The 15,445-nt window shown below is 63.6% G+C and carries 11 protein-coding genes; 10 read left to right on the top strand and 1 reads right to left on the bottom strand.

Translation table 11 applies throughout. The features are described 5' to 3' along the window. Positions 1-134: 134 nt before the first annotated feature. The 5 genes from C4K38_RS25715 to C4K38_RS25735 all read left to right on the top strand — a co-directional run bounded on the left by C4K38_RS25715 (position 135) and on the right by C4K38_RS25735 (position 6,968). On the top strand, positions 135-1,157 hold the full coding sequence (locus tag C4K38_RS25715; protein WP_053280715.1) for a hypothetical protein: 1,023 nt from the start codon (positions 135-137) through the stop codon (positions 1,155-1,157). A gap of 323 nt (positions 1,158-1,480) precedes the next feature. Further along, positions 1,481-2,854: a carbohydrate porin gene (locus tag C4K38_RS25720; protein ID WP_053280716.1), complete on the top strand. Its 1,374-nt coding sequence runs from the start codon at positions 1,481-1,483 to the stop codon at positions 2,852-2,854. 130 nt (positions 2,855-2,984) lie between these two features. Further along, positions 2,985-5,405: a glucose/quinate/shikimate family membrane-bound PQQ-dependent dehydrogenase gene (locus tag C4K38_RS25725; protein WP_053280717.1), complete on the top strand. Its 2,421-nt coding sequence runs from the start codon at positions 2,985-2,987 to the stop codon at positions 5,403-5,405. Positions 5,406-6,141: 736 nt separating this feature from the next. Next, positions 6,142-6,456 carry a hypothetical protein gene (locus C4K38_RS25730; RefSeq protein WP_053280718.1) on the top strand — a complete coding sequence of 105 codons (315 nt, stop codon included), beginning with the start codon at positions 6,142-6,144 and terminating at the stop codon, positions 6,454-6,456. Positions 6,457-6,674: 218 nt separating this feature from the next. Further along, a complete protein-coding gene (locus C4K38_RS25735; protein ID WP_053280719.1) occupies positions 6,675-6,968 on the top strand; it encodes a hypothetical protein in 294 nt (97 codons plus the stop codon). A gap of 102 nt (positions 6,969-7,070) precedes the next feature. Here the strand turns inward: C4K38_RS25735 and C4K38_RS25740 are convergent, their stop codons facing one another. After that, complete coding sequence (locus tag C4K38_RS25740) at positions 7,071-9,413, bottom strand: putative bifunctional diguanylate cyclase/phosphodiesterase (protein WP_053280720.1); 2,343 nt, start codon at positions 9,411-9,413, stop codon at positions 7,071-7,073. A 404-nt stretch (positions 9,414-9,817) separates the two neighbouring features. Here C4K38_RS25740 and lon point away from each other — a divergent pair, with 404 nt between their 5' ends. The 5 genes from lon (at position 9,818) to cmoB (ending at position 15,421) form a co-directional block, all read left to right on the top strand. Beyond that, a complete protein-coding gene (gene lon / locus C4K38_RS25745; protein WP_053280721.1) occupies positions 9,818-12,238 on the top strand; it encodes an endopeptidase La in 2,421 nt (806 codons plus the stop codon). A gap of 174 nt (positions 12,239-12,412) precedes the next feature. Then, on the top strand, positions 12,413-12,805 hold the full coding sequence (locus C4K38_RS25750; RefSeq protein ID WP_053280722.1) for a protease inhibitor I42 family protein: 393 nt from the start codon (positions 12,413-12,415) through the stop codon (positions 12,803-12,805). A gap of 1 nt (position 12,806) precedes the next feature. After that, the gene (locus C4K38_RS25755; RefSeq protein ID WP_053280723.1) at positions 12,807-13,442 is read left to right on the top strand and encodes a lysoplasmalogenase; all 636 of its coding nucleotides are present in this window, start codon (positions 12,807-12,809) and stop codon (positions 13,440-13,442) included. Positions 13,443-13,724: 282 nt separating this feature from the next. After that, on the top strand, positions 13,725-14,468 hold the full coding sequence (cmoA, locus tag C4K38_RS25760) for a carboxy-S-adenosyl-L-methionine synthase CmoA (protein WP_053280724.1): 744 nt from the start codon (positions 13,725-13,727) through the stop codon (positions 14,466-14,468). Next, positions 14,465-15,421, top strand: coding sequence for a tRNA 5-methoxyuridine(34)/uridine 5-oxyacetic acid(34) synthase CmoB (gene cmoB / locus C4K38_RS25765; RefSeq protein WP_053280725.1), 957 nt, complete (start codon positions 14,465-14,467; stop codon positions 15,419-15,421). Before cmoA ends, cmoB begins: the two co-directional genes overlap by 4 nt. Positions 15,422-15,445 lie beyond the last annotated feature (24 nt).

Raw genomic sequence — 15,445 nt, forward strand, 5'->3', positions numbered from 1 at the left:
CCAGGCCGTGACCGGGCAAAATGCGCTGCTTTATCTTTCCAAGGTTGCGTACCTGTCATGACGGCCTGAAACAGTGCCATCAACCCGTGACCTCCCGCAGAAACCGGATTTCCATCCAACAAAGGACTGACCCCTTGTTCAACCTCACACGCCCGTTCGCCGTGCTTTTGGCACTCACCCTCTCGCTTGACGCCGTCGCCCTGTCCCTTCAATCGGAAAAACGTGCAGATGGCACAACCGTGTTGCAGCTCACCAATGCCCCCGCGCCGGCACGACCACCGCAGCTCAATGAAGATCCGGCGGTTCGCGCAGCCCTGATCGACTTCATCGGCTACGCCACCGGCAGCTTCACCAGCGACGGCTCTATGATCGTGACGCAAGTACTGGATTCCCTCGATTCAGAGTTCTCGACGTTCGAGAAAGGTGTACCTGCCGGACGCAAAATGCTCACGGCCATGGATCACGATCATGGCGATGAACGCGCCGCGCTGCTGTTGAACGACAAGGGGCAGTTGATCGCCGTAGGCCTGGTGAATGGGCACTGCACCGTCAAATCAAGGACAGAGTCGTTGTCCTGCAATCCGGGCCCCGAAACCGTGCTGACCATCTTCCAGGCCAAAGACGCCCAGAAGAGCGACGCCGAGCCAATCATTGCCTGGAGCAAAGAGTTGCCGCCAATGGTCGCGTTCTGGGCCGAAAGTGAAGATCCCGAGACACGTGCCCTCGCGCAAAAGATTGCCACGGTCGAATACATCACCACCGACCCGAAAAAGGACTCTTGGAGCGCCGCGCAACTGCCCGCCGACTTCCCCAAGGCAATGCTTGCGTTGTTGCCCAAAAACTCCCACTTGGTGGGCGCGGGCGTCGATGGTTTTTTCACCACCCCGGGCCTGAAAGGCGCGCCGATTTATGGAGACTACGACGAACTGGCCGGCCGGCCGCGGCATGATTTCGAGGTCTTGTTGAAAACCTATACGCCGTTCTCCGAGGTCGTGAAGTTTTACCAGGAGCAAGCCAAAGGTGCCGAGTTACGCGCAAACGATGAAAAAGCCTTGATTGACGGTGTAGCTGGCGGGGGTACTTACAAGATTGAGATCAAGGATGAAGAGGAAGAAGGAACGTCCATCACCTTCTCCGGCTGGAGAAAAGAAGTCTGAACGTCCTTAGTTGAACCCGCATAACAACAGGAGCGAGTTATTCAAAGTAGAACGACTTGCCCCTGTTTGACCGGAAGAAGATTGACGGTAGTTCCATGCCGAATACCAACGGCTGAAAAAAACACACTGTTACCAAATCCGAAATGATTCATGTCACTAAAAGCGCTTTCTCTCCAAGAGGAGGCGCTTTATCCTTACGCCCCCAACGCTGAATCGATTTTTTTCCTTAAAACAGTGGCTACCGCTTTCGACCCCTGAGGTTCGCAACGCGCGATATCCCCTGTTTTTCTGACCTCTTATAAAAAGCCCTTACCTGACAACTTATGCCTAACTTCAAGCCTTTCAAAGACAGCGCTGTCTTTTACCCTTCCGCCAGCCACAAAGCCGTGGCCCTGCTCAGCGCCTTCGGCCTGGCCACCTGCGCCCAGGCCGCGCCGGCCTTCGACAGCGAGTCCCCCTGGATGCTCGGCGACTGGAACGGCAACCGCACCGAGCTGGCGAAAAAAGGCTACGACTTCAAGATCGACTTCGTCGGCGAAATGGGCGCCAACCTGCATGGTGGCTACGACCATGACCGCACCGCGCGCTTCAGCGACCAGTTCGCCTTCGGCAGCCACCTGGACCTGGGCAAGATCCTCGGCTGGAACGATGCCGAGTTCCAACTGACCATCACCAAGCGTGACGGCGACAACATCAGCAACGACCGCATCAACGACCCGCGGGTCGGCGGCTTCACCTCGGCCCAGGAAGTCTGGGGCCGCGGCCAGACCTGGCGCCTGACGCAGATGTGGTACCAGCAGAAATTCTTCGACCAGAAACTCGATATCAAGGTCGGCCGGTTCGGCCAGGGCGAAGACTTCAACAGCTTCCCTTGCGACTTCCAGAACCTGGCGTTCTGTGGCTCCCAGGTCGGCAACTGGGCCGGTAGCGTCTGGTACAACTGGCCGGTCAGCCAATGGGCGCTGCGGGTCAAATATCACCTGACCCCTGAGCTCTACGCGCAGATCGGCGCCTATGAGCAGAACCCGTCCAACCTCGAGCGCGGCAACGGCTTCAAGCTCAGCGGCAGCGGCACCCAGGGCACCCTGCTGCCGGTGGAGCTGGTGTGGACGCCGAAACTCAACGGGCTGCCGGGTGAATACCGCGCCGGTTACTACTACAGCAGCGCCAAGGCCAGCGACGTCTATAAGGACAGCAACGGCCAGCCGGCGGCCTTGAGCGGCGAGGCCTATCGCAGCAGTTCGAGCAAGCACGGCCTGTGGCTGGGCGCGCAACAGCAGATCACCAGCCTGGCCAGCGACCACTCGCGCGGCTTGAGCCTGTTCGCCAACGCGACGATGCACGACAAGAAGACCAACGCCATCGACAACTACGTCCAGGCCGGCCTGGTCTACAAGGGCCTGTTCGATGCGCGCGCCAAGGACGACATCGGCTTCGCCATGGCCCGGGTCCACGTCAACCCGGCCTACCGCAAGAACGCCGAAGCGACCAACCAGGCCAATCTCATCCAGGACTATGACAACCCGGCCTACCTGCCGCCCCAGGACACCGAATACAGCGCCGAGCTGTACTACGGCGTGCATGTCACCAACTGGCTGACCGTGCGCCCGAACCTGCAATACATCCGCCACCCGGGTGGCGTGGACAAGGTCGACGACGCGCTGATCGGCGGGATCAAGATCCAGAGCTCGTTCTGATGAGCCCTGGGGCTCGTTCAATCTGAATAAAACTGTTTTTCCCCAAACACTGCTGAACCATGCCCGCGCCTGATCGTCATCTACAGTGAACAAGCGCGGGACTACCTTAAACGTCACGGAGAACCACACTATGAGCACTGATGGTGCTTCAAGTCCGAGCCGCCTGCTGCCGAGCCTGCTCGGTATCTTGCTGCTGCTAATGGGCCTGGCCATGCTGGCCGGGGGGATCAAGCTGAGCATGCTCGGCGGCTCGCTGTACTACCTGTTGGCCGGTATCGGCCTGATCGTCAGCGGCGTGCTGCTGCTGGCGGGGCGTAGTTCCGCGCTGCTCGTCTACGGGGTGGTGCTGTTCGCCAGCTCCGTCTGGGCACTGTGGGAAGTCGGCCTGGACTGGTGGCAACTGGTGCCACGCCTGTCGCTGTTCTTTGCCCTGGGTGTGGTTCTGCTGCTGCCATGGTTCCGTCGTCCGCTGCTGCGCAACGGCCCGGCGCCGCTGGGTACCGCGGTACTGGGCGTGGCCGTGGTCCTGGCCGGTGGTGCCGCGATCAACAGCCAGTTCACCAACCCGGGCGAAATCTCGGGCGAACTGGGCCGTGAAAGCGCCGACACCACCAGCGCCGCGCCGACCATGCCCGAAGGCGACTGGCAGGCGTATGGCCGTACCGAGTTCGGCGACCGCTACTCGCCGCTAACCCAGATCACGCCGGCCAACATCGGCAAGCTGCAGGAAGCCTGGCGCATCCGCACCGGCGACATGCCGACCGCCAAGGACCCGGTGGAAATCACCAACCAGAACACCCCGCTGAAGGTCAACGGCATGCTCTATGCCTGCACCGCCCACAGCCAGGTGCTGGCGCTGGACCCGGACACCGGCAAGGAAATCTGGCGTTTCGACCCGAAAATCCAGGGTCCGAACGGCGATGACTTCCGTGGCTGGGCGCACATGACCTGCCGTGGCGTGTCGTACTACGACGAAGCCAGCTTCAACAAGACCGACGCCATCAGCACCCCGGCCAGCCTCTCGGCCGCCGGCCAGGCCATCGCCGCCAGCTGCCCGCGTCGCCTGTTCCTGCCGACCGCCGACGCGCGCCTGATCGCGATCAACGCCGACACCGGCAAGGTCTGCGAAGACTTCGGCAACAAGGGCGCCGTGGACCTGAAGGCCGGTATCGGCCCGTTCACTCCGGGTGGCTACTACTCGACGTCGCCGGCCGCCATCACCCGTAACCTGGTGATCATCGGCGGCCACGTGACCGACAACGAGTCGACCAACGAACCGTCCGGCGTGATCCGCGCCTTCGACGTGCACGATGGTCACCTGGTGTGGAACTGGGACGCCGGCAATCCCGACGCAACCGCTCCGCTGCCAGAAGGCCAGACCTACACCCGCAACTCGCCGAACATGTGGTCCCTGGCCAGCGTCGACGAGAAACTGGGCCTGATCTACCTGCCGCTGGGCAACCAGATGCCTGACCAGTGGGGCGGCAACCGCACCGCGGGCGCCGAGAAGTTCAGCGCCGGCACCGTGGCCCTGGACATCGACACCGGCAAGCTGCGCTGGAACTACCAGTTCACCCACCATGACCTGTGGGACATGGACGTGGGCAGCCAGCCGACCCTGGTGGACATGAAGACCGCTGACGGCATCAAGCCGGCGCTGATCCAGCCGACCAAGCAAGGCAGCCTGTACGTGCTGGACCGTCGCGACGGCACCCCGATCGTGCCGATCCAGGAAGTACCGGCGCCGGCCGGTGCAGTCGAAGGCGACCACACCGCGCCGACCCAGGCCCGTTCGGACCTGAACCTGCTGCCACCGCCGCTGGAAGAGAAAGGCATGTGGGGCGCCACGCCGTTCGACCAGATGCTGTGCCGCATCCAGTTCAAGGAACTGCGCTACGAAGGCCAGTACACCCCGCCATCGATCCAGGGCAGCCTGATCTACCCGGGTAACGTCGGTGTGTTCAACTGGGGCAGCGTGTCGATCGATCCGGTCCGTCACCTGCTGTTCACCAGCCCGAACTACATGGCCTTCGTTTCCAAGCTGGTGCCGCGCGCCGAAGTCGCCGCCGGCAGCAAGCGCGAAAGCGAAACCTCCGGTGTGCAACCCAACACCGGCGCGCCGTACGCGGTGATCATGCATCCGTTCATGTCGCCGTTCGGCGTACCTTGCCAGGCCCCGGCCTGGGGCTACGTGGCCGGTATCGACCTGACCACCAACAAAGTGGTGTGGAAGCACAAGAACGGCACCAGCCGCGACAGCTCGCCAGTACCGATCGGCCTGCCCATCGGCGTGCCGAGCATGGGCGGCTCGATGGTCACCGCCGGCGGCGTGGGCTTCCTCAGCGGCACCCTGGACCAGTACATCCGCGGTTATGACGTGAACAACGGCAAGGAACTGTGGAAATCCCGCCTGCCAGCGGGTGGCCAGGCCACGCCGATGAGCTACACCGGCAAGGATGGCAAGCAGTACGTACTGGTGGTCGTGGGTGGCCACGGCTCGCTGGGCACCAAGATGGGCGACTACATCATCGCCTACAAACTGTCGGAATAAGCCTTACCGGCGGTGAATGAAAAGGCGGCTACCTGCGGGTAGCCGCCTTTTTTTGTGGGTGGCGTTTGGGGGTGTTGCTTTGACCTCTCGCTCCTGCGTTGTTCGAGCTGACGTCATCGCGAGCAAGCTTCGCTCCTACAGAAGCAGGATCGTGGTGTTCCGCTCCGCTTCTGTAGGAGCGAGGCTTGCCCGCGATAGGGCCCACCCAACCACCACAAGGCTCCCGGACGATAACGACTCGTGTAGCCGCTGCCGAGCCCGCGAGGCTGCGACCGGCCGCGAAGCGGACGCCAAATCAGACAACGCGGTGTATCAGGCCGATGGGGGTACCGCCCTTGCGTCTGCTACGCAGACGATCGCAGCCTCGCAGGCTCGGCAGCGGCTACAGGCCAATGTCGATCCGAGATCGGTGTGGCAGTGGCTACAGCGAAAATTCCTACAACACGCGTCGACTCCTATCACCTTGTCCCGCCGGGCCCCGGACTCTATGGTTTGGCCTGTCACTGCCAATTCAGTGACAGGGCGTAGGAACCCTTTTGATGACCCTCGGCGCGTACGCGTCCCGACTGATTGCGGCCCTTTTAAGGTGTCCGTAAGATCAGCCGCGGCGGCTGTGCGCGGGCACGTTTCGACGTGGCCGAGTCCCTGGGTATTCGGTTCCTACCCCGCGCACGGCTGCCACCCAAGCCCGTAGGAAGGCTGTTGGCGGCTCAGATCCCTACCCGGAGCCAGTTCAATGAAAAAAGTCGTTCCCGATCCACCCGCCCTACCCACCAAACCCCGCCGCTACATGGCCCTGACCAGCAACGACTGCAGCATCCCCGCCTTGCTGATCGACACCGAGGCGCCCCTGGATGTGCTGCACGAAGCCGCCGCCCACCGCATCCGCGCCGCGATCCAGTTGCTGGAAAACATCGCCAGCGACGCCAACCTGCACAGCAACCCGGCGCTGCTCCAGGACTTCGCCCAGCTCTGCGTCATCCCCCTGCGCGATGGCTGCGACCTGCTGGACGTACTCGGCCGGCGCCTGCAGGAACAACTGCTGACCTGAACCTCGATCCGGGGCCGGCGACTCCAGCCGGCCCTGCGCCGACGCCCGTCCCCAGCCCAATAATTGCAAAGGGACATTAGCCCATCTGTGCTAATCGACCCTCCCCCACCCCGGCGATATAGTGCCAACCACTCACCCGCTCTTCTCAACACCGCCGCTCTGCGGTGTCGGGGCCGGCTGCGCCGTAGAAAACACAACAACGCCAAGGAAGAATCACCATGAACCTCCACCCCACTGCCCGTACCCTCACCCTGCTCGGCGGCCTGGTGCTCGCCCTGGGCGGTTGCGCCATTGCCAAACCCAGCAACGACGACCTCAAGACCCGCGCCCAGACCACCCTCGGCAAGCCCGTGACCACGGTCTCCAATGTGCGTAGCGACGCTTCCCAGACCTACTTCACCGCCAGCACCAGCAACGGCGAATACAATTGCGTGTTGCCCAGTGGCGGCATGGTCGCCTTCGCCTCCATGGGCGGCGTCGTAGCGCTCCCCGCCGAGTGCACCAAGCAGTAAGCCGCGGCCCCATCACCGAGGTTCACAGCGACAGACTTCATACCGTGGAGCAGGGCCTGCGGATGTCTGGCCGTAGTGCCCGGAGCGGCCACACAGCGTTGCTCAGCTGGAAATCCGCGACTTCAACAGCCAGGCCTCGAAGGCCGCGGCGCTGAGCGGCCGGCTGATCAGGTAGCCCTGGGCCGTGTCGCAATGCCAGCGCTCCAGCAGGCGCAGGCTGCGCTCCTGTTCCACCCCTTCGGCCACCACCTTGAGCCCCAGGTTGTGGCTCATCTCGATGGTGGAGCGCACGATCACCGCGTCGCCGCTGGTTTCGTCGAGGTTGCGGATAAACGACTGGTCGATCTTCAGCTCCTGCACCGGCAGCCGCTGCAATTGCGCCAGCGACGAATAGCCGGTGCCGAAGTCGTCCACCGACAGGCTGATGCCGCAGTCGCGCAGGCTCTGCAGCACCTCCAGCGCCTGCTCCGGGTGACGCATGATGGCGCTTTCGGTGATCTCGAAAATCAACTGCTCGGCGGACAGCCGATAACGCTGCAGCAACACGCTCACCCGCGCCGCCAGGTCGTGGCCATGCAGGTCGTCCACCGAGATGTTCAGCGACAACTGCAGGTGCAGCCCGCGCATGTTCCATTCGGCCAGTTGCCGCATGCCCTCCTCGATCACCCACAGGGTCAGGCTGTTCATGCTGCCGGTGCGCTCGGCCAGGGGGATGAATTCCGCCGGCGAGACCATGCCGAACTCCGGGTGCTGCCAGCGCAGCAAGGCTTCGGCCTGGTGCACATGGCCATGGCGCAGGTCGAGCTTGGGCTGATACAGCAAGAACAACTCACCTTCCGCCGCCGCCCGACGCAGGTCGCGGATCAGCCCGACCTGGCGCTGATGGGCCAGGTCGCGGTCCTGCTGGTAGATCTGCAGGTAACCGGGCTGGGCGGCCGCGTCATGGCGGGCGATGGCGGCGCGGCTGATCAGCTCTTCCGCCGATTGCCCGTCGGTGGGGTAGACCGCCACGCCGATGCACACCTGGCGCTGCACTTCATCGCCATGAATGGTCTGCGGCCGGCTCAATAATGTGTGGAGCCGATCGGCCATGGCCACCGCGCCATCGATCTCGGTATTTTCCAGCAGCAACAGAAACTCGTTGGCGGTGATGCGCGCGGCGGTGTCGCCGGTGGATACCGTCTCCGACAGCCGCCGGCTGACTTCGCGCATCATCTGCTCCACTCCCTCCGGGCCCAGGCCTTCGTTGATCGCTCGATAGTCCTCGATGCCCAGGTACAGCAGCACCACCTTGCGCCCGGCGCCGATGGCGTTGCTCAGACGTTCCATGGCCAGCGCCCGGTTGGGCAGGCCGGTCAAGGGGTCGTGCAGGGCGTTATGGGCCAGTTGCAGCTCGCGGCTGGCGATCCCGCTCTGCATGGCGTTGATCGCCTCGGCCAGCAAGCCGAACTCGTCGGTGCGCTTGAGCACCACCGGCACCTGGTAGTTGCCGGCGCCGATACGCTGGGCGGCATCGGCCAGCACATTCAACGGCCACGACACCCGCCGCGCCATGAACAGGGCGCCAGCCAGCGACACCACCAGCGCCGCCAGGGCAATCGCCAGGAACTCCCGGTCCAGCGGCGCAAAGGCCTGCAAGGCGTGATCCAGAGGGCTTTGCAGCAACGCCAGAACCTTGGGGTCGTCGGGATCGTCGGTATTGGCCAGTTGCAGGGCCTGATTGAGAAAGCGCTTGCCGTGGGCATCGCTCAACTGCGGTAGGGCGCGCCAGGACGAGTTGCGCAGGGTGGTGATGATGGTGGCCCAGAAAATGTCCGGCTGAGTGCTGAACAGTTCTCCCGCGCGCCCGTCCTGCAGGGTGAGGAAAGACACTTCCAGGTTACTCATGGAGCGCAGCTCGCTGGCGAACAGGTCGTCCATGCGAAACGCCATGACCACCCGGTTCATGTGCATCGGCGTCAGCACCTGCCCCTGGACCAGCAGATAAGGCTGGCCCTTGAGCGCGACGATCAACATGCTTTTGTTCTGCCGCAGGGCCGTGCGCAATGCACGGTCATAAGGGAAATGCTCGCGCTCGGCGATCGCCCCCAGGGTGCTGGCGATCACCGTGCCTTCGACGCCGAGCACGAACAGCTCGCTGCCGCGGGTGCCGGTGCCGTGCTGACGCAGCGCCTCGAGAATCGCCTGGGAATCGCCGCTGATCACCGCCTCGCGAAACTGCGAGTCCACTACCAGCCAGTCCACGCCATAACGCAAGCGTCGGCCGCGCAGTTCTAGCAGGCGTTCGAATACCCGGGCGCCGGTTTGCAGCTGCACTTGCGCCTGGTTTTCCACCGCATGATTGGTCGCGGCCTTGACGGCGAAATACACCACCCCGATCACGATCAACAGCAATAACGCCAATATCCCGGTGATCCTTACCTGGAACGTATGGCGCCACTTCATGAGACGGCTCTCGTCGCCGCGACCTCACTGTTGTCGACCTTGCACACCCACGGCGACACCCGCCGCTCCCCGCTGAAAAGTCCCTTGATCATTACGCGTCCCTCTGGGCAGCTAAAGATGCGTCAAATAAATGCCATTTCCCTGACAACATTTAATCGGTCCAGATTAGACCGCCGAGAGAAGAAGATCACGCAATAAAATCAGGGGGTTCTCAATGTCATTTTTCTGTCACCGCCAATTTACCAGCGTTCCTGCGCAGAAATGACAGCCTCGCCATCGCCGTTTTGAAGACTGCACCGCGTCCCGGCGACAAAGACTGAAATAATTGATCCGGCCCATGGCCCATTGAAACCGCCCGTCACCTGCCCCATCTAACTTCGCATACCCCATTGCGCAGGTGCCCCATGAGCGACCAGCAAGAACTTCCTGAAACCATGAGTGAATACGCCGACCCGGAAAACGCCGAACTCCATACGTCCTCCGGCAAGGGCCTGGCCCTGCCCGGGCAGAATCTGCCGGACAAGGTTTACATCATCCCGATCCACAATCGACCGTTCTTCCCCGCGCAAGTTTTGCCGGTGATCGTCAACGAAGAACCCTGGGCCGAAACCCTGGAATTGGTGAGCAAGTCCGAACACCATTCGCTGGCGCTGTTCTTCATGGACACCCCACCGGAAGACCCACGGCATTTCGACACCTCGGCCCTGCCGCTGTACGGCACCCTGGTCAAGGTGCACCACGCCAGCCGCGAGAACGGCAAGTTGCAATTCGTCGCCCAGGGCCTGACCCGCGTGCGCATCCGCACCTGGCTCAAGCATCATCGCCCGCCGTACCTGGTGGAGGTCGAGTACCCGCACCAGCCGAGCGAGCCGACCGACGAGGTCAAGGCCTATGGTATGGCGTTGATCAACGCGATCAAGGAACTGCTGCCGCTCAACCCGCTGTACAGCGAAGAGCTGAAGAACTACCTCAACCGCTTCAGCCCCAACGACCCGTCGCCGCTGACCGACTTCGCCGCCGCGCTGACCTCGGCCACCGGCAACGAACTGCAGGAAGTGCTGGACTGCGTGCCGATGCTCAAGCGCATGGAAAAAGTCCTGCCGATGCTGCGCAAGGAGGTCGAGGTCGCGCGCCTGCAGAAAGAGATTTCCGCCGAGGTCAATCGCAAGATCGGCGAGCACCAGCGCGAGTTCTTCCTCAAGGAACAGCTCAAGGTCATCCAGCAGGAGCTGGGCCTGACCAAGGACGATCGCAGCGCCGACATCGAGCAGTTCGAGCAGCGCCTGACCGGCAAGGTCCTGCCGCCCCAGGCGCAGAAACGCATCGAAGAGGAGATGAACAAACTGTCGATCCTCGAGACCGGCTCGCCGGAGTACGCGGTCACCCGCAACTACCTGGAGTGGGCCACCGCGGTGCCCTGGGGCGTGTACGGTGAAGACAAGCTCGACCTCAAGCATGCGCGCAAGGTGCTGGACCAGCATCACGCCGGGCTCGACGACATCAAGAGCCGGATCCTCGAATTCCTCGCGGTCGGCGCCTACAAGGGCGAGATCAGCGGCTCCATCGTGCTGCTGGTGGGCCCGCCCGGCGTGGGCAAGACCAGCGTCGGCAAGTCCATCGCCGAATCCCTGGGCCGGCCGTTCTACCGCTTCAGCGTTGGCGGCATGCGTGACGAGGCCGAGATCAAGGGCCACCGCCGCACCTACATCGGCGCCTTGCCGGGCAAGCTGGTGCAGGCGTTGAAAGACGTCGAAGTGATGAACCCGGTGATCATGCTCGACGAGATCGACAAGATGGGCCAGAGCTACCAGGGCGACCCGGCCTCGGCGCTGCTGGAAACCCTCGACCCGGAACAGAACGTGGAATTCCTCGACCACTACCTGGACCTGCGCCTGGACCTGTCGAAAGTGCTGTTCGTGTGCACCGCCAACACCCTGGATTCGATTCCCGGCCCATTGCTGGACCGCATGGAAGTGATTCGCCTGTCGGGCTATATCACCGAGGAAAAACTGGCCATCGCCAAGCGCCACCTGTGGCCCAAGCAGCTGGAAAAGGCCGGGGTGTCCAAGGCCAGCCTGAGCATCAGCGATGCGGCCCTGCGCGCGGTGATCGATGGTTACGCCCGCGAGTCCGGCGTGCGCCAGCTGGAAAAACAGCTGGGCAAGCTGGTGCGCAAGGCCGTGGTACGGCTGCTGGAAGAACCGGACGCGGTGATCAAAGTCGGCCCGAAAGACCTGGAAGCCTCCCTGGGCATGCCGGTGTTCCGCAACGAGCAGGTGCTCAGCGGCACCGGGGTGATCACCGGCCTGGCCTGGACCAGCATGGGCGGCGCCACGCTGCCGATCGAAGCCACGCGGATTCATACCCTCAACCGTGGCTTCAAGCTCACCGGGCAACTGGGGGACGTGATGAAGGAGTCAGCGGAAATCGCCTACAGCTATGTCACCTCGCACCTCAAGCAGTTCGGTGGCGATGCGAAGTTCTTCGACGAGGCGTTCGTCCACCTGCACGTGCCGGAAGGCGCCACGCCGAAGGATGGCCCGAGCGCCGGGGTGACCATGGCCAGCGCCCTGCTGTCCCTGGCGCGCAGCCAGCCGCCGAAAAAGGGCGTGGCCATGACCGGCGAGCTGACCCTGACCGGGCATGTCCTGCCCATCGGCGGGGTACGCGAGAAAGTCATCGCGGCGCGCCGGCAGAAGCTCTTCGAGCTGATCCTGCCGGAAGCCAACCGCGGCCACTTCGAAGAGCTGCCGGACTACCTCAAGGAAGGCATCACCGTGCACTTCGCCAAGCGTTTCGCCGATGTGGCGAAAGTGCTGTTCTAAACGCAGATATGTAGGAGCGAGGCTTGCCCGCGATGGAGACAACGCGTAGTGCCTGACGCACCGCGTCATCGTTCATCGCGGGCAAGCCTCGCTCCTACAGAATCGCTACCCCACCACAGATTCCCCCATCTTCGGTTATGCTCGCCCTTTGTCATGACCGGAGCTTTCTGACCCATGTCACCGATTCGTCTGTTGCTGCCCCTCAGCCTTGCCCTGCTCGCCGCCTGCGCCAGCCAACCCAAGCAAAACGTCACGGTCGAGAACCAGAGCGAATGCCCAGTGCAACTGAGCAACGGGCAAAACCTGATCCTGACCCTGCCGAGCAACCCGAGCACGGGGTATCGCTGGGCGATCCAGGACTCGGCCGGCGGCGTGCTGCGTAAAGTCAGCCCCGAGGTCTATAGCAACCCCAAAGACCGTGGCCTGGTGGGCAGCGCCGGCCAGTCCACCTGGCGCTTCCAGGCCTTCGCCGCCGGCACCGGGCGCCTGCTGCTGACCTATCAGCAACCCTGGGCCCCGGAAGTCGCGCCGGTGAAAGCCTTCGACTGCGCCATTTCGGTCAAGTGACATGGGCTGGCTGATCCTGGCGCTGATGGGCGCGGTGACCTTCCTCTACGGCCTGAGCATCCACGCCACCCTGCTGTGCCTGCTGGTCAAGCCGCTGCCGGTGCTGGCCCTGCTCGGCTGGCTGCACGATGCGCCCCCCAGCGACTATCGCCGCTGGATCAGCCTCGGCCTGTTGTTTTCCCTGCTCGGCGACGTGCTGCTGGCCTGGCCCGCCGACCTGTTCGTGTTCGGCCTAGGGGCCTTCCTGGTCGCGCACCTGGCCTACCTCAAGGCCTATACCAGCGATTGTCGGCGCCTGGCGCCCTTGCCCCTGCTGCTGGCCCTGGTCGCCGGCGCGGCGTTGCTGGGCATCCTGATCAACCATGGCCTGGGCCCGTTGCTGGTGCCGGTGATCGTCTACGGCCTGGCCATCAGCGCCATGCTCTGGCGCGCCCTGGCCCGCCTGGGCAGCGACGTGCCCAAACGCTCGGCGCAACTGGCCGCCGCCGGCGCCGTGGCCTTCGTGTTCTCCGACAGCGTGATCGGCATCAGCCGTTTTGTGGTGGCCTTCGATGCCGCGCCCTACCTGATCATCCTCAGTTACTGGCTGGGGCAATGGGGGATCGCAGCGTCGGTATTCCGCCAGAAACCCCGCTGAACCCTGTAGCCCTGTAGCCCTGTAGCCGCTGCCGAGCTTGCGAGGCTGCGATCGGCTGCGAAGCGGCCGTAACGATCCTCCAGATAAACCCCATGCACAGGCTTGGCGAGGACTGCGTCCTCGTGCGCAGCCTCGCAAGCTCGGCAGCGGCTACAGGCAGGCATCCATCAACCGGACACCTTGTGTCGCCCTTGAGGCGCCGAAGGCCCTTCGGGCCTTATCGCAGCCTGCGGCAGCGGCTACAATGCCGCCCCTCTTTCTATCTCCACCGCTGGAACCGCCGTGAGCAAAGAACCCGACCGCCTTTTCGCCCAGCCCCTGGCCCAGGTGCCCGACTTCGCCTTCAACGAGGACGTGGTGCGGGTGTTCCCGGACATGATCAAGCGCTCGGTGCCGGGTTATCCGACCATTGTCGAGAACCTCGGCGTGCTCGCCGCCCAGTTCGCCCAGCCCAATAGCGTGCTCTACGACCTGGGCTCGTCCCTCGGCGCCGTGACCCAGGCCCTGCGCCGCCATGTGCGCACCGACGGCTGCCGGGTGATCGCGGTGGATAACTCGGCGGCCATGGTCGAGCGCTGCCGCGAGTACCTCAACGGCCAGGACTCGATGTTCCAGGAGCTGCTGCCGGTAGAAGTGATCGAAGGCGACATCCTCGCCCTGGAGTTCCAGCCCGCCTCGGTGGTGGCGCTGAACTTCACCCTGCAGTTCATCGCCCCCGAACAGCGCCTAGCGCTGCTCGGGCGCATTCGCCAATCGCTGCTGCCCGGCGGCGCGCTGATCCTCTCGGAGAAGCTGCGCTTCAACGACCCCGAGGAGCATGCGCTGCTCACCGACCTGCACATCGCCTTCAAGCGCGCCAACGGCTACAGCGAACTGGAAATCGCCCAGAAACGCAGCGCCATCGAAAACGTCATGAAGCCCGACAGCCTCGAAGAACACCGCGAACGCCTGCTGGCCGCCGGGTTCTCGAAAGTCGTGCCGTGGTTCCAGTGTCTTAACTTTGCCTCGTTGATTGCCTTGCCATGATCGATCTGTCCCCCCTCGCCCGCCGTCTGGCCGGTACGCCGCTGGCCGACTGGGCCAACACCCTGCAAGCGCAACTCGACACCAAGATGGAAAAGGGCCACGGCGACCTGGAGCGCTGGCAGAGCGCGCTGGATGCGCTGCCGAAGATCCAGCCAAGCACCGTCGACCTACTCAACGGGCTGACCCTGGACACCGACTGCGACGACGCCACCCGCGCCCAGATGCGCGCCGCGCTGATGGGCCTGTCGCCCTGGCGCAAGGGCCCGTTCGACCTGTTCGGCGTGCATGTGGACACCGAATGGCGTTCGGACTGGAAGTGGTCGCGGGTCGCTCCGCACCTGAACCTGCAAGGCAAACGCATCCTCGATGTCGGCTGCGGCAACGGCTACTACATGTGGCGCATGCTCGGCGCCGGCGCCCACAGCGTGATCGGCGTCGACCCGAACTGGCTGTTCTTCTGCCAGTTCCAGGCGGTGCAGCGCTACCTGTCGGAGCCCGCAGTGTGGCACCTGCCGTTCCCGTTCGAGGACCTGCCGGCCAACCTGGAAGGCTTCGACACGGTGTTTTCCATGGGCGTGTTCTACCATCGCCGCTCGCCGATCGAGCATCTGCTGGCGCTCAAGGACTGCCTGGTCAAAGGCGGCGAACTGGTGCTGGAAACCCTGGTGGTGGAAGGCGACCAGCATCAGGCGCTGGTGCCGGAAGACCGCTACGCGCAGATGCGTAACGTGTGGTTCCTGCCGTCGGTACCGGCCCTGGAACTCTGGCTGCGCCGAGCCGGCTTCAGCGATGTGCGTTGCGTGGATGTGAGCGTGACCAGCGTCGAGGAACAGCGCGGCACCGAGTGGATGAAGTACCAGTCGCTGAGCGACTTCCTCGACCCGAACGACCACAGCAAGACCATCGAAGGCCTGCCGGCGCCGATGCGCGCCGTTATCGTCGCCAGGAAATAAATGGCTCTGTAGGAGCGAGGCTTG

The sequence above is a fragment of the Pseudomonas chlororaphis subsp. piscium genome (assembly GCF_003850345.1).
GTDB classification, from domain to species: domain Bacteria; phylum Pseudomonadota; class Gammaproteobacteria; order Pseudomonadales; family Pseudomonadaceae; genus Aquipseudomonas; species Aquipseudomonas piscium.